We start from the raw sequence: 15419 nt of genomic DNA on the forward strand, positions 1-15419 counted from the left end.
GGTCGGCCGTGCGACTAACGCTGGCAAAGCAACTGATCCGCTGCAATGAGGTTCCTCTGAGTCTGTTTTGTTTTACCCACGCTTCCTACAGTGCCGCCACTTGGAACCGTGGGAGGACTGAGCATGAGCACAGCAACAATCGGGCAGGCCTATAACTATAAAGTCGTCCGCCAATTCGTTATCGCCACCATCGTCTGGGGCGTGGTCGGCATGGCCATGGGTGTGTGGATCGCCTCGCAACTGGTCTGGCCGGAAATGAACCTGGATTTACCCTGGACCACCTTTGGCCGCTTGCGCCCCTTGCACACCAGCCTGGTGATCTTTGGCTTTGCCGGCAGTGCGCAGTTTGCCGCCAGCTATTACGCGGTACAGCGCACCTGCCAGGTACGGTTGTTTTCCGACCGCCTCGCCGCGTTTACCTTTTGGGGTTGGCAGTCGGTGATCGTGATCATGTTGATCAGCCTGCCGCTGGGCTACACCACCACCAAGGAGTACGCCGAGATCGAGTTCTCCGGCGCGGTGTGGATGACCGTGGTGTGGGTGGCCTATGCCCTTGTGTTTTTCACCACCGTGGTGCGGCGCAAAACCAAACACATCTATGTGGGCAACTGGTTTTTCGGCGCATTCATCTTGGTGATCGCCATGCTGCATGTGGTCAACCACCTGGCGATCCCGGTGGACTGGTTCAAGTCATACCCGGTGTATTCCGGGGCGACGGATGCCATGGTGCAGTGGTGGTATGGGCATAACGCCGTAGGGTTTTTCCTGACCACTGGCTTTCTGGGGATGATGTACTACTTCGTACCGAAACAAGTCGGGCGCCCGGTGTACTCCTATCGCTTGTCGATCGTGCATTTCTGGGCGCTGATCACCCTGTATATCTGGGCCGGGCCGCACCACCTCCACTACACCGCCCTGCCTGATTGGGCGCAGTCCCTGGGCATGGCAATGTCGTTGATTCTGCTGGCACCGAGCTGGGGCGGGATGATCAACGGCATGATGACCTTGTCGGGTGCCTGGCATAAATTGCGCACCGACCCGATCCTGCGTTTCCTGGTGTTGTCCCTGGCGTTCTACGGGATGTCGACCTTCGAAGGGCCGATGATGGCGATCAAGACCGTCAATGCCCTCTCCCACTACACCGACTGGACCATCGGCCACGTGCACGCCGGGGCACTGGGCTGGGTGGCGATGATCACCTTCGGCTCGCTGTATCACATGATCCCGAAGGTGTTCGGCCGCGAGCAGATGCACAGCGTGGCGCTGATCAACCTGCATTTCTGGTTGGCAACCATTGGCACCGTGCTGTACATCGCCTCGATGTGGGTCAATGGCATTACCCAGGGCCTGATGTGGCGGGCCATCAACGATGACGGCACCCTCACCTACTCGTTTGTCGAAGCCTTGCAGGCCAGTCATCCGGGTTTTGTGGTGCGGTTTGCCGGTGGCGTGTTCTTTCTCACCGGGATGGTGTTGATGGCCTACAACACCTGGCGCACGGTACGCGTCGCGGACTTGAAACTGGCCCAGCTTGATGCGCGGATCGCCTGATATGTGGGGTTTGCTGATGGTGGCGTGCCTGTATGGCGCGGTGGAGTACTGCTTGCGCGGTCAGACGGACAAGAGCCTGGACGACGCCAGCTTGATGCCTTTCGCCGATGACCCGGAGGCGGCGCGGCGCGTGGAGCAGGCGACTGGCAAGCAGATCAACGCGGTGGCGCCGGAAGAGGCCAAGCCGGGCTGGGCCAATCTGGACATGTGAAACTGCACCGGTCATTTCGCGGCCAACTGCGTATGACTATCCAGGCGTCAATGCGTAAGGTGAAGCGACTTTCCGTGTCAGGAGCATCGCATGCGCACCATCGGCCTTATCGGCGGCATGAGCTGGGAGTCCAGCGCCGAGTACTACCGCATCATTAACCAACGCGTGCGCGACACGCTCGGCCCGCTGCGCTCGGCGCAACTGTTGATGTACAGCGTGGATTTCGGCCCGGTGGAACAGGCCCAACACGCCGGCCGCTGGGATGACGCCGCGCTGATTCTGGAAGAGGCCGCACGCCGCTTGCAGGCGGGCGGTGCTGACTGTGTCGTGCTGTGTACCAACACGATGCATTTGGTGGCGCCACGTATTGAAGCCGCGGTGTCGATTCCGTTCCTGCATATTGCCGATGCGGCGGGTGCGGCTGCGGTGGACGCCGGCACGCTGACGGTCGGTTTGCTGGGCACCGCGTTCACCATGGAGCAGGACTTTCTCAAGTCGCGTCTGGCCGCCCAGGGGTTGACCGTGCTGGTGCCTGAGGTGGACGAGCGCCAGGCCGTGCACCGGATCATCTATGAGGAGTTGTGTGTTGGCGTGATCAGTGACGCGTCACGCAAGGTTTACCAAGGTGTGATCGAGTCCCTGGCCGCACGTGGCGCCCAGGCGATCATCCTCGGTTGCACGGAAATCAGCCTACTGATCAAGCCGGAGCACAGCGACCTGCCATTGCTGGACACCACCGAGCTGCATGCGCAGGCTGCGGTGGCGTTTGCCTTGCAGGACTAAGCCGAGGTGCGCAGGCGCGCCATGCTCACGGTATCGACAAACTGGCCGTCGCGCAGGGCGTAATCGCGCAATACGCCTTCGACCTCGAAGCCGAACTTACGGTACAGCCCTTGCGCCGCTTCGTTGTCGGCGTACACGGTAAGTTCTACTCGGCGCAGGTTCATCCAGTTGTCGGCGACGTCCAGCGCGGCCGTCAACAACCGGGAGCCAACCCCCTTGCCCTGCCACGCCGTCGCTACGCCCATGCCGAAGGAACCGACGTGGGCCCGGCGTACACGCTGGTATTGTTCCAGGCCAAGCTGGCCGATCACTTCACCGCCGTGCACGGCCACCAGCTGGAGACGGCGCTCGTTGTCCTGGACCAGCTTGTTGCGCCACGCCTCGACCGACTGAAAAGGCATTTGCAGCACCTGACGGCACACCGCCGGTTCGTTATAGAGCGCTGCGACGCCCTCCAGGTGGGCCTCGGTGAAGCGCTGGATCACGATGTGGGGTTCAGGTGTGTGCATGGTGTTTCATCCTTTGAAAGACACGTGGCCGGCCAGTGTAGGGGCCAAGCCTGCCCGATGGCTAGGGCGCCGGCGTGGTCGACCACAATGCCGGCCAATCCCCCGAAGCGACCCCGGTGCAGCGCGGCATGATGTGAAACTCGCTGAGCTGGAAACGCTCGCCGTCAAACACCCAGGAACCTGCGCCACCACAATCACCGACTCCACGCTGCTTGTAGAAATAACTCAGGGTGCCGGAGGCTTCGTCATACCACACCGAGCCTTGCAGCGCGGCGCCATCCAGGGGCAACGGCTGCACATTGAGAGGCGTTTCTGTGTAGGGCGCTTGTCGCTGGCGGCTGTTGACGTCGTACTCACAGTTGTAGGCCGCACAGTCGTACCTCACCACGGTCATCGCTTGCTGCGCCGTCAAGGCACCTGCTTGTGCTTCGGCGTCACCCTCCTCGGGCGTGGCCGCCTTCAACGCGACCGCTACCAGGCCCGCCTGCTCCTGCGCGTTTAACGGCGGCGGTGAAACAAATTTGCGCAGCACCGGCGTCGGCAGGCGTGGCGGTACCTCATTGGCAGCGCCCTTACCGGGTCGGGCCAGCGCCGTTACGTTATCCACGCGCCCCTGCACCGCATCCATTAACAGCAGCGAAGCACTCAGCCCGCTCAATGACACGTGCGCGTGCTCATCGCCTGGCAACTGCAGTCGCTGACCGTTGCGCAAACGCTGTAACCAGCGCCGCGCCGAAGCGTCCTCAATCACCCCATAGGACTGCACCTCGGGATCCCCGCCCTGATCGTCCAACTCAACGTGCAAATCGCGGGTCAACGCCAGGCCCAGCGGCTGACCGTCCAGCAGCAAGGTGGAAAGGTCCACGGCTTCACCACGGTGATCGAAGCGCAGACGCAGATACCCCTTTGGACCGGCCTGGTGCCAGAGGTGCAACGTCAGCGAGCTGTAGTCTTCTTCATCAACGCCGCTGGGTGCGCTGAGGGCATGGCAGTTGCGCAAGTTGTCGCAACCGACCACCCATTCCTTGATTTCCCGCAGCAGTGGTACGGTTTCCGAGGGGGGTTGTGCGAAGGCTGGCGCGGGGGTGCCGGTCAGTATCAGGGCCAGGAGTGCGGGGCGCAGCATGGGGACTCTCCGTGTCGAAAAGACGCGGATTGTCCCATGTATGGGGCGTTACGTCAGTGCCTGGAAGCGGTGCGCCATACCCGCGCGATGTCCGCTGCGCGCTCACTCAACAGACGCGGCGCCTCACTGCACGCCTGCTCTAGGCTCATCGGCCCGGAAGGCAAGGCGAATGCGGCGTCCACGCCGTGGGCGTACATCTGTTCGTAGCCTTCGCCCAATGTGCCCGCAACCACAATCACCGGCACGTTGTGTTGTTGGGCAATACGCGCCACACCGAACGGCGTTTTGCCCCGCAAGGTCTGGGCGTCGAAGCGGCCTTCGCCGGTGATCACCAGGTCGGCGCCACGTATGGCTGCATCCAGGCCAACCAGTTCGGCAACCACCTCCACACCGGCACGGAACTGTGCACCCAGGAACGCTTTGGCGGCAAAGCCCAGGCCGCCGGCGGCGCCGCTGCCGGGTTCGTCGCGCACATCCTTGGGCAGCACCTGGGCGCAGTGGTCGGCGAAGTGGCCGAGGGCGCCGTCCAGTAGTTGGACTTGCTCGGGAGTCGCGCCCTTTTGCGGGCCGAATATCGCCGAGGCACCGTGGGGGCCACACAGCGGGTTGTTGACGTCGGCAGCGATGTCGAAGCTCACCTGCGCCAGGCGCGGGTCGAGTTGTTCAAGGCGGATCTGTGCCAGGCGAGCCAAGGCGAGACCACCGGGGGGCAGCGCTTGGCCTGCGGCGTCGAACAGTTGCACGCCGAGCGCCTGCATCGCACCCGCGCCGCCATCGTTGGTGGCACTGCCGCCAATCGCCAGGATGATGCGCTGGGCACCGGCATCCAGGGCTGCGCGGATCAGTTCGCCGGTGCCGTATGTGGTGGTTGTGCATGCATCGCGCTGGCCCGACGGGACCAGTTGCAGGCCACTGGCTTCGGCCATTTCGATGATGGCGGTGTGGCTGTCGGCCAGCCAGCCCCAGTTCGCCTCGACCGTGGCGCCCAGCGGACCCCGGACGGTCTGGCGACGCAGTTGGCCATTGCACGCGGCGAGTACCGCTTCAACTGTGCCTTCACCACCGTCCGCCATCGGGCACTGGACCAATTGTGCATCCGGCCAGACCTGGGCCAACCCGGCCGCAATGGCCTGGGCCACGCCCTCGGCACTCAGGCTGTCCTTGAACGAGTCGGGGGCGATGATGATTTTCATGGGCTTTCTCCAGTTTTTATAACGCCCATGCTGCCAGTTGGCACCGCCGCTGACGCCGGTCCAATGCACAAGTACGGCTGCGCTTTGTTGTTCATTCCGACAAAGCCTGGGGCAGCAACTGCACGCCCAGATAGAGCGCGAGCATGCCGTCGAGGGTCAGCGGGTCGACACCACTGAGTTCGGCGATGCGTTCCATGCGGTAACGCAGGCTGTTGCGGTGAATGCCCAGCGCATCGGCACAGGCCTGGCTTTGCCCATCGTGTTCGCACCAACTGCGCAGCGTTGCCAGCAGTTGGCCGTTGCTGTCCTTGGCGAGGACTTTGCGCAGCGGGTTGAGCAACTCGTCGAGGGCATCGTCGTTGCGATGGCGCCAGAGCATCACCGGCAGGCGATAACGGTTGAGCGTCAGCAAGCGCGACTGCGGCAATACATCGCGACCATAGGCGAGCAGGTCACCCACGCGTCGATAGCAGCGGCGCAACCCAGCCAGCCCGTCCGCTTGCCCGCCAACGGCCACGCGGAGGATATTCCAGCCCAGCCCTTCGAGTTTTTCCAGCAGGCGAGGATTATCGACCTGTACCGCCGCCGGCCGGCACCACAGCAGTGAATATTGCGCCGAGCTGACACACCAGCTGTCCGGATAACGTGAGGTCAGCCAGGCACTCAAGGCCTCTGCCGATTGCCCCGCGCCCAGCTCAAACAGGTAGGGCGTGCGCGCCAGCTGCGGTTTGAGGCCCAACTGTTGGGCTTCATCCACCAGGCGCGGCGAGTCGCCGGTTTCGGCCAGCAGCAAGGCGAGCAGGTCATCACAACGCTGACGCCGCCATTGCTGCTCCGCCTGCTGGTGGCGGTGGCTCACCAGCATTTCGGCGGTCATGCGCACCAGTTCGGCGTAGGTGCGCAGGCCTTCCGGTTCGCCGGTAATGCCCAGCACGCCAATCAGGCGCTGGTCGTGCATCAGCGGCAGGTTGATGCCCGGTTGCACGCCCTTGAGGTGCTTGGCGGTCTGACCATCGATTTCCACCACGCGGCCATTGGCGAGCACCAGTTGCGCGCCTTCATGACGGGTGTTGATACGCTCAGGCTCACCGCTGCCAAGAATCAGGCCCTGGCTGTCCATGACGTTGACGTTGTAGGGCAGAATCGCCATGGTGCGATCGACGATATTCTGCGCCAGGTCATGATCCAGCTCGAACATGGGGCTAAATTCCTTGGAAAGCGGGTTGTTCATAGGCACAGCGCAAAGCAGGGTTCGCTGTGCGCGAGCACAAAGACAGCAGCCTGCCAGGTGGCCGAGACTCTTTGGGCGATCAACGTTACCCTCGCATCGCGAAAAATCATAATAAAGAGAGAACGCCATGTCACAGAGCGCCGCTACCGCACTGGCCACCGATGACGATAAAAACGCCATCTACAAGCGCATCACCCTGCGCCTGATCCCCTTCATATTCATCTGCTACCTGTTCAATTACCTCGACCGGGTAAACGTTGGCTTTGCCAAACTGCAGATGCTCGATGCCTTGAAATTCAGCGAAACCGTGTATGGCCTCGGCGCCGGGATCTTCTTTATCGGCTACGTGCTGTGTGGCGTACCGAGCAACCTGGCGTTGACCCGGTTCGGTCCGCGCCGCTGGATTGCATTGATGATGATTGTCTGGGGCACGCTGTCCACTTGCCTGCTGTTCGTCACCACGCCGACGCATTTCTACACCCTGCGCCTGTTTACCGGTGCGGCTGAAGCCGGCTTCTTCCCCGGTGTGGTGCTGTACCTCTCGCAGTGGTTCCCGACGTTCCGCCGTGGGCGGATCATGGCGCTGTTCATGTCGGCGATCCCGGTCTCCGGTTTGCTCGGCAGCCCGTTTTCCGGCTGGATCCTCAACCACTTCGCCGCCGGCCAAGGTGGCCTCGCGGGCTGGCAGTGGATGTTCCTGCTGCAGGGCATTCCGACCGTAATCCTGGGCGCCCTCGCCTACTTTCTGCTCAGCGACAGCTTTGCCAATGCCAAGTGGCTCAAGCCCCACGAGCGTGCGGTGCTGGAAGCCGACCAGGCCACCGACCTGGCGAACAAACCCAAAACCACCACCGACTCCCTGGCTGAGGTGTTCAAGAACCCGGCGATCTGGGCGTTCGGCCTGATCTACTTCTGCATCCAGAGCGGCGTGTACGCCATTAACTTCTGGCTGCCGTCGATCATCAAGAGCCTGGGTTTCAGCGATAACCTGGTGATCGGCTGGCTCAGCGCCATTCCGTACCTACTGGCGGCGGTGTTCATGTTGCTGGTGGGGCGCTCTGCGGACCTGCGCAAAGAGCGGCGCTGGCACTTGGTGGTGCCCATGTTGATGGGCGCGATCGGCCTGGTGATTGCGGTGAATTTCGCCACCACCCCGGCGATTGCAATTCTCGGCCTGACCATCGCCACCATGGGCGCCCTCACCGGCCTGCCGATGTTCTGGCCGGTGCCGACCGCCATGCTCAGTGCAGGCGCGGCGGCGGGCGGGTTGGCGTTGATCAACTCCATGGGCCAGATGGCTGGCTTTCTCAGCCCGTATATCGTTGGGTTTGTGAAGGATGCCACCGGGTCTACCGATATGGCGCTGTACCTGCTCGCGGCGGTGATTGTCGGGGGCAGTGTGTTGGCGTTGCGGATGACGCGTACCTTGAAGGCTTAATGCAGTCCGTGTGGGAGCTGGCTTGCCTGCGATAGCGGTGGTGAATTCACTACCGCTATCGCAGGCAAGCCAGCTCCCACATTGTTGTCCGGTGTTTACAGCTGGCCGCCGCCGTCGATGTCGATGACGGCGCCGGTCAGAAAGCCGTTTTCCATGGCCAATACATACCCCGCCGCCACCTCTTCCGCCTGCCCTACCCGGCCAACCGGCAACCCATCGCCCGCCTTGGCAAACATGGCCAGACGCTGGTCTTCAGCCAACCCTGCATACGCTGGCGTATCAATCACCCCCGGGCAGATCACATTGACCCGACGCGGTGCCAACTCCTTGGCCAATTGCTTGCCCAGCGCTTCGGTCGCGGCATTGATGCCGACCTTGATGAACTGCCCAGGCACCAGTTTTCGACCCAATTGCCCGGAGGTCAGGCAGATGCTGCCGTGTTCGTCGAGAAATGGCAGTGCCTGCTGGACAGCCCGCAGCGAGCCCCACAGCTTCACGTTGAAGTTGTCCTGAGCCTCGAGCAAGTCGGTTTCGAGCAAGCTCTTGGCGCGTACGCTCGGCCCGGAGGTATAGACCAGGTGATCAAAGCGCCCCACGCCTTCAAACAGGCGTTGCAGCGACGCGGTATCGGTGACGTCCACCGGTTCGCTGCGCAGGCCGTTTTCGACGCCACGCGCCAAGCGGCGCCCGGCAACTACCACCTGTGCACCACGCGCGGCGGCGGCCTTGGCGACTGCCGCGCCAATACCGCTGCTGCCGCCGATCACGATGACGGTTTTGCCGTTTAAGGAAGAAGCCATGGGGAAGATTCCTGATTGAAAAAGTGAGTGTTCATCTTCCCAGCTTGGCAATCAGCGAAAAATCCCGGTAAAACGACAAGATCTTTAAAGGATTTTTACAAATGAGCTCGACCCTCGACCTTGAAGTCTTTGTGCGCACCGCTGACACCGGCAGCCTGTCTGCCGCTGCACGAGGCTTGGGCTTGACTCCAGCGGCAGCGAGCATCGCCCTCAAGCGCCTGGAAACCCGGTTGGGCATCCGGTTACTGGCGCGCTCCACGCGGAGCATGCGGCTGACCGAGGAAGGCCGGCGCTACCTCGAGAGCGTGCGCGTGGCGCTGGAAGCACTGGCTGAGGGCGAACAGGCGATCAGGCAGCAGGGCCACAGCCTCAGCGGCTTGCTGCAACTGGCGGCGCCGTCGGATTTCGGGCGCAATGTGCTGCTGGGCTGGCTGGATGAGTTCAAGCGCGAACACCCCAACATCCGCCTGCAGTTGCTGCTCAACGACAGCAATGCCGACCTGTTCCGCGACACCGTGGACATTGCCTTGCGTTTTGGCGTACCCCGGGACTCCAGCCTCGTGGCACTGCCGGTGGTGCCCGATCACCACCGCATCCCCTGTGCCAGCCCGGATTACCTGGCGCGCCATGGCACGCCCCGAACACCGGCCGATCTGGCGCAACACAACACGCTGCGCTACATGCGTCAGGGGCGGGCCAACAGTACCTGGTACTTTCGCCAGGGTGCGCTGCTTCAGGAAGTCGAGGTCACGGGCGACTACTTGAGCGATGACGGCGAAATCGTCCGGCGCTGGGCATTGGCCGGTCACGGCATCGCCTACAAAGCCAATCTGGATATTGCCCGCGACATCAAAGCCGGTCGGCTGGTGCCCTTGCTGCCTGATTGGCAAGGCGAGCCGACGCCGTTCAACCTGATGTGCCCCCACCGCCTGCAAGTATCGGAGCGGGTGAAGGTACTGCATCGCTTTTTACATGTGCGTTGTCAGGCCTTGCTGAGCACCTGAAGAAACGCTTAGAGGGCTTGTCCCAGAGCCTTTGAGTCTGGTATTGCATGGGGCACGTTTCCCGCTTTGAGGAGTTATCCATGATTTACCGCACATTGGGCCAGTCCGGTTTGAAGGTCAGCGCCTTGACCCTGGGCACCATGATGTTTGGCGAACAGACCAACACCGAAGACTCGCTGCGCATCATCGACAAGGCCTGGGACCAGGGCATCAATTTTATTGACACGGCGGACGTCTACACGGGCGGACGCTCCGAGGAAATTGTCGGCGAAGCTATCACCCGGCAGCGCCAAGACTGGATCGTGGCGTCCAAAGTCGGGTTCGGCCCGCCGGACGGCCTTCCCAACCGCAGCGGCCTGAGTCGCAAGCGCATTTTCAACGCACTGGAAGCCAGCCTCACGCGCCTGGACACGGATTACCTCGACATCTATTACCTGCACCGCGAGGACCACAACACGCCGCTGGAGGTGACGGTGTCGGCGATGGGCGACCTGATCCGCCAGGGCAAGGTCCGTTACTGGGGCTTGTCCAACTATCGGGGATGGCGCATTGCCGAAGTGATTCGCGTGGCCGAACGCCTGGGCGTGGACAAACCCGTGATCAGCCAGCCGCTGTACAACATCGTCAACCGCCAGGCCGAAGTCGAGCAGATCACCGCCGCGTCTGCCTACGGTTTGGGCGTGGTGCCTTACAGCCCACTGGCGCGGGGCGTGCTCAGCGGCAAATATGCCCCGGACGTGACCCCCGAGGTTGGCAGCCGTGCGGCGCGCCAGGACAAACGCATCCTGGAAACAGAATGGCGCGTGGAGTCCCTGCGCATCGCCCAGCAGATGCAGCAATACACCCAAGGGCGCGGCGTCGGGATGGTCGAGTTTGCAATTGCCTGGGTGTTGAATAACTCGGCGGTGAGTTCGGCGATTGTCGGGCCACGCACCGAGGCGCAGTGGGATGCCTACATCGGCGCACTGGATGTGAAGATCACGGCGGAAGATGAAGCGTTCATTGATTCGCTGGTGACGCCGGGGCATGCGTCCACACCGGGGTTCAATGATGTGGGGCATTTTGTTTCGGGCCGCGTGGCACGCGCCTAGGCTTTTTTGGTGAACACAATGTGGGAGCTGTCGAGCCCCAGCGAGGCTGCGAAGGCGGCGGTATTGCCAACATCTTCATCGCATGACACTGCGCTATCGCAGCCTCGCTGAGGCTCGACAGCGCCCACATTCAACCTGCTTCGCCTGGAACACCGCGCTCAATTCGTTGGCCCCACGAGAAATTTCCCTGAAAAACGCCCCAAAACAGAGCACCCCTCTCCCGCCAAAAGCACCATAATCACCCTCTTGAAATCCCCCCTCTTGTGTATCAATGGTTTTCGCGAGGACAGTGTGTCTAAAGGTGTTGTGTTATCGGTCTTGGCCTCGGTGTTGTTTGCCGTGATGTATTACTTCACATCATTGCTGACCCCCTTGAGCGGCCTGGAAATTTTCGGCTGGCGCATGTTGCTCACCGTGCCCTGCATGACGGTATTCATGATCGTCAGCGGCGAATGGCGACGGGTGTGGGAGTTGGTGCGGATGTTGGCGGACCGGCCGCGCTTGATTGCCGGTGTGCTGGTGTCTTCGGCCTTGCTGGGCGTGCAGTTGTGGCTGTTCATGTGGGCGCCGTTGAACGGGCGCAGCCTGGATGTGTCGGTGGGTTACTTCCTGTTGCCACTCACCATGGTGCTAACCGGCCGCCTAGTGTGGGGCGAACAGCTTTCGTACTTGCAGCGGGTCGCGGTATTTTTTGCAGGCCTTGGGGTGCTCAACGAGTTGTACCAGGCCGGTGGTTTCTCTTGGGCAACGTTGGTGGTAATCATCGGCTACCCGATGTACTTCATCGTGCGCAAATACCTTAAGACCGATCATCTGGGTGGACTCTGGCTGGATATGGCGCTGATGCTGCCAGTGGCCTGGTGGTTTGTGCAGAGTGGCGAGCAAGGTTTTGCGGCGATGGATGCCTACCCGAAGCTCTACGCATTGATTCCACTGCTGGGGCTGATCAGTGCGTCGGCGCTGGTGAGCTACATCATCGCCAGTCGTTTGCTGGCGTTCAGCCTCTTCGGGCTGCTCAGCTACGTAGAGCCGGTACTGTTGCTCGGCGTGGCGCTGATCTTGGGCGAAGGGATCAAGGGCGGCGAATGGCTGACCTACATTCCGATCTGGCTGGCAGTGATGGTGCTGGTATTTGAAGGGTTCAAGCACTTGGTACGTCATCGCAGCGCCTGATTGGCAGGCAATAAAAAGCCCGGCCGAGGTTATCCTCGGCCGGGCTTTTTTACGCTTAGTCGGCGGTCAACACACCACGGCGGACTTGGTCGCGCTCGATCGACTCAAACAACGCCTTGAAGTTGCCCTCGCCAAACCCATCGTCGCCCTTGCGCTGGATGAATTCGAAGAACACCGGGCCCATCAGGGTTTCCGAGAAAATCTGCAGCAGCAGGCGCTTATCGCCCTCAACCGAAGAACCATCGAGCAGGATACCGCGCGCCTGCAGTTGATCCACCGGCTCGCCGTGGTTTGGCAAACGGCCTTCGAGCATTTCGTAGTAAGTGTCCGGCGGCGCGGTCATGAAGCGCATGCCGATCTTCTTCAATGCGTCCCAGGTCTTGACCAGATCGTCAGAGAGGAACGCCACGTGCTGGATGCCTTCACCATTGAACTGCATCAGGAACTCTTCGATCTGCCCGGCGCCCTTGGACGACTCTTCGTTCAGCGGGATGCGGATCATGCCGTCCGGCGCGCTCATGGCCTTGGAGGTCAGGCCGGTGTATTCGCCCTTGATATCGAAGTAGCGCGCTTCACGGAAGTTGAACAGTTTCTCGTAGAAGTTGGCCCAGTAGGCCATGCGCCCGCGATAGACGTTGTGGGTCAGGTGGTCGATAACCTTGAGACCGGCGCCTTGCGGGTTGCGATCAACTCCTTCGAGAAACACAAAGTCGATGTCATAGATCGAGCTGCCTTCGCCGAAACGGTCGATGAGGTACAGCGGCGCACCGCCAATGCCTTTGATCGCCGGCAGGTTCAATTCCATCGGGCCGGTTTCGATATGAATCGGCTGCGCACCCAGCTCAAGCGCGCGGTTGTAGGCCTGTTGCGAGTCCTTGACGCGGAACGCCATGCCGCACACCGACGGGCCGTGCTCGGCCGCAAAGTACGAGGCAATGCTGTTGGGTTCGTTGTTGAGGATCAGGTTGATCTCGCCCTGACGGTACAGGTGCACGTTTTTCGAGCGGTGGGTCGCGATTTTGCTGAAGCCCATGATCTCGAAGATCGGCTCCAGGGTGCCCGGCGTCGGCGACGCGAATTCAATGAATTCAAAGCCCATCAGGCCCATTGGGTTTTCGTATAGATCTGCCATGATTTGGCGCCTCATCATTCTTGTGTAGTGACGGTTTCAATTGCCAGCAAGGATGAGAGGCACGGGCGGCGCACAGGAGAGGCCTCGCACGCTGCGGGCGAGGAAATCACCAAAGATGAGGGGGGAGCCGAGTAGCTTCATGGTGTCATCAGTCTCTGACGGCCGAGGCTTGCGTGAGCGCAAGTCATATTCTTGTATGCGTAAATCGATTCTACACAGCGTAACCGTATTTGTCCGTACTCTTATCAAATCCCCAATGCCCTGGCACGTGCAAGGGGTTTATTGCACAGGTAGATGCCGAGCAGGATCACCGCGCCACCGGCCAGCATCGGCGCAGTCAACGGCTCGCCCAACAGCAAAGCGCCAGAGATCACGGCGGTTAGCGGGTTGAGCGCGATAAATACGCCGGAACGTGTCGCGCCGATTTGGCGGATGCCATCGTAATAGCCGATATAGGCCAGCGCCGACCCCAAAACGCCCAGGTACACCAGGCTCAGTACTTGCGGGGCATGCAGGCTGCCAATCGCCTCGACCGAGAAGCGGCCCATGATCAGCGTGGTTGCGGTGAGCATCACGGTGCCCATCAATATCGACCAAGTCACCGTCTGCAGCGGCCCGAGGCGCTGGTTCAATCCACGGGAAAACAGCGAGTAGACGCTCCATCCCACTACGCACCCGACGATCAGTAAATCCCCACGCCAAGTGTTGGTTGCTTCGCTCAGCACCTGGGGGTTGCGACTGACGATGACCAGGGCGGCGCCCGTCAGGCATAACGCGATACCCAGGATTTTGCTGGTGTTCAGGCGATCCTTGAATAACCACCAGGACGCCAGGCCGATCACTGCCGGGTTCAACGCCACGATCAATGAAGCCCGCGACGCATTGATGTACTGCAACCCGTAGAAGAAACACAGGTTGTAGAAAAAGATGCCGAAAAAACCCAGCATCACCAGTTGTGCCATCTGCCCGGGGCTTGGACGGGCCAGTGGGATGCGCGCCAGCCCCATGAACGCCAGCAATGCCAGGCTGGCTAGCAGAAACCGCAGACTGGCAGCGAGCAAAGGGTCGATCGCCGCACTGAGGTAGCGACCGGCCACGAAGGTACCGCCCCAAATCATGGTGACGGCAGCCAACTTCATATACGTGATGCGATCCGAGGGCAAATGCACAGGCTGAGGCTCTAATGACTTGAGGGTTGGCCCATTCTTCTGGTAATACATCGTCATCGTAAAATGAGTGATTACTCATGACCCTGACCCAACTCGAAATATTCTCCCAAGTGGCCGAGCTGCACGGTTTTACCAGCGCGGCCCACCGCCTGGGTATCAGCCAGTCGGCGGTGTCCCATGCAATCAAGGGTCTGGAACAGGAACTGGGCGTGGCATTGTTCAGGCGTCACCAGGCTCAGGTGGAACTCAGTGATATTGGCGCGCAATTGCTCGGGCGCGCCCGGGCAATGCTTGGCCTGGCGAACACCTTGCAACAGGAAGCGGCGGATGCGCGGGGCATGAAACGCGGGACGCTGCGCATCGGTTCCTTTGGCCCGACGGCCTCGAATCACCTGCTGCCGAAGATCCTCAGCCAGTTCCACCTGGATTACCCAGGCATTGAAGTGCATGTGGACGAAGGGCCGGACAGGCAGGTTATCCAATGGCTCGACGAGCGTCGTATCGATATTGGCTTTGTGGTGCTGGAACAGGAACGCTTCGACACCTTCGCCCTGTTCGAGGACCAGATGGTTGCGCTGCTGCCCGCAGACCATCATCTGGCCGCGTGCGAACAGGTCAGCCTCAAGGACTTGTGCAGCGAACCCTTCGCCCTGACTGAGGCCGGCTCCACTGAGCTGGTGGTGCGGCTGTTCAACGAGGCGCGGCTGACGCCAAACGTGCGCTATCGCTGCTCACAGTTGCTGAGCACGCTGGAAACCGTCAGCCGGGGTGAGGCCGTGAGCGTGGTGGCACAAGCCTCCTTGCCGGCTGGGTGCGACCCGCGTTATGTGCAGCGCGCGCTGTCACCGCGTGTGCCACGCCAAGTGGGCCTGGCGGTACTGGACCGGCGCCAGTCTTCCCCCGCAACCCTCGCCTTTATCCGCATTGCCCAAGGCCTGGAACTGTAGCGCTGGCTACTGGCCAAACGGCTAGGTACGGCGAGCGTATTTGGGCCAAGCCAACTATCAT

15 protein-coding genes are annotated in these 15419 nt (G+C 61.4%); 8 read left to right on the forward strand and 7 right to left on the reverse strand.

Translation table 11 applies throughout. From position 1 onward, the window contains the following. The first annotated feature begins 123 nt into the window (after positions 1–123). From ccoN to HU722_RS15360, 3 genes are all read left to right on the forward strand, one after another. Positions 124–1551, forward strand: a complete 1428-nt coding sequence (ccoN, locus tag HU722_RS15350; RefSeq protein WP_065873062.1) for a cytochrome-c oxidase, cbb3-type subunit I — start codon at positions 124–126, stop codon at positions 1549–1551. Between the two features lies 1 nt (position 1552). Beyond that, entirely contained in the window at positions 1553–1762 is a 210-nt protein-coding gene (locus HU722_RS15355) for a cbb3-type cytochrome c oxidase subunit 3 (RefSeq protein WP_065873061.1), read from the forward strand. A gap of 90 nt (positions 1763–1852) precedes the next feature. After that, positions 1853–2545, forward strand: coding sequence for an aspartate/glutamate racemase family protein (locus tag HU722_RS15360; protein ID WP_065873060.1), 693 nt, complete (start codon positions 1853–1855; stop codon positions 2543–2545). Here the strand turns inward: HU722_RS15360 and HU722_RS15365 are convergent. The 4 genes from HU722_RS15365 to HU722_RS15380 all read right to left on the reverse strand — a co-directional run bounded on the left by HU722_RS15365 (position 2542) and on the right by HU722_RS15380 (position 6571). Further along, the gene (locus tag HU722_RS15365) at positions 2542–3054 is read right to left on the reverse strand and encodes a GNAT family N-acetyltransferase (protein WP_065890961.1); all 513 of its coding nucleotides are present in this window, start codon (positions 3052–3054) and stop codon (positions 2542–2544) included. The genes HU722_RS15360 and HU722_RS15365 overlap by 4 nt on opposite strands. Positions 3055–3115: 61 nt before the next feature. Further along, positions 3116–4180, reverse strand: a complete 1065-nt coding sequence (locus HU722_RS15370) for a DUF1176 domain-containing protein (protein WP_065890960.1) — start codon at positions 4178–4180, stop codon at positions 3116–3118. Positions 4181–4233: 53 nt separating this feature from the next. Beyond that, positions 4234–5373 (reverse strand): glycerate kinase, encoded by a 1140-nt coding sequence (locus HU722_RS15375; RefSeq protein ID WP_065890959.1) that lies wholly within the window; start codon positions 5371–5373, stop codon positions 4234–4236. Between the two features lie 91 nt (positions 5374–5464). After that, positions 5465–6571 carry a sugar diacid recognition domain-containing protein gene (locus tag HU722_RS15380; protein WP_065880536.1) on the reverse strand — a complete coding sequence of 369 codons (1107 nt, stop codon included), beginning with the start codon at positions 6569–6571 and terminating at the stop codon, positions 5465–5467. Between the two features lie 160 nt (positions 6572–6731). Here HU722_RS15380 and HU722_RS15385 point away from each other — a divergent pair, with 160 nt between their 5' ends. After that, entirely contained in the window at positions 6732–8042 is a 1311-nt protein-coding gene (locus HU722_RS15385; protein WP_065873056.1) for an MFS transporter, read from the forward strand. A gap of 95 nt (positions 8043–8137) precedes the next feature. On the opposite strand, the gene HU722_RS15390 is transcribed toward HU722_RS15385, so the two are convergent. Further along, entirely contained in the window at positions 8138–8842 is a 705-nt protein-coding gene (locus HU722_RS15390) for an SDR family oxidoreductase (protein WP_065890958.1), read from the reverse strand. Positions 8843–8943: 101 nt separating this feature from the next. On the opposite strand from HU722_RS15390, the gene HU722_RS15395 reads away from it, so the two are divergent. The 3 genes from HU722_RS15395 (at position 8944) to rarD (ending at position 12110) form a co-directional block, all read left to right on the forward strand. Next, positions 8944–9846, forward strand: a complete 903-nt coding sequence (locus tag HU722_RS15395) for a LysR family transcriptional regulator (RefSeq protein WP_065890957.1) — start codon at positions 8944–8946, stop codon at positions 9844–9846. 80 nt (positions 9847–9926) lie between these two features. Beyond that, positions 9927–10937 carry an aldo/keto reductase gene (locus tag HU722_RS15400; RefSeq protein WP_065890956.1) on the forward strand — a complete coding sequence of 337 codons (1011 nt, stop codon included), beginning with the start codon at positions 9927–9929 and terminating at the stop codon, positions 10935–10937. Between the two features lie 291 nt (positions 10938–11228). Beyond that, positions 11229–12110 carry an EamA family transporter RarD gene (gene rarD / locus HU722_RS15405; protein ID WP_065873244.1) on the forward strand — a complete coding sequence of 294 codons (882 nt, stop codon included), beginning with the start codon at positions 11229–11231 and terminating at the stop codon, positions 12108–12110. Between the two features lie 55 nt (positions 12111–12165). Here the strand turns inward: rarD and hppD are convergent, their stop codons facing one another. Beyond that, the gene (gene hppD / locus HU722_RS15410) at positions 12166–13242 is read right to left on the reverse strand and encodes a 4-hydroxyphenylpyruvate dioxygenase (RefSeq protein ID WP_065873052.1); all 1077 of its coding nucleotides are present in this window, start codon (positions 13240–13242) and stop codon (positions 12166–12168) included. 245 nt (positions 13243–13487) lie between these two features. Continuing rightward, positions 13488–14381 (reverse strand): DMT family transporter, encoded by an 894-nt coding sequence (locus tag HU722_RS15415; RefSeq protein ID WP_065873051.1) that lies wholly within the window; start codon positions 14379–14381, stop codon positions 13488–13490. Positions 14382–14488: 107 nt separating this feature from the next. Here HU722_RS15415 and HU722_RS15420 point away from each other — a divergent pair, with 107 nt between their 5' ends. Next, entirely contained in the window at positions 14489–15358 is an 870-nt protein-coding gene (locus HU722_RS15420; RefSeq protein ID WP_065873050.1) for a LysR family transcriptional regulator, read from the forward strand. Positions 15359–15419 lie beyond the last annotated feature (61 nt).

It is taken from the genome of Pseudomonas tritici (assembly GCF_014268275.3).
Classification (GTDB): domain Bacteria; phylum Pseudomonadota; class Gammaproteobacteria; order Pseudomonadales; family Pseudomonadaceae; genus Aquipseudomonas; species Aquipseudomonas tritici.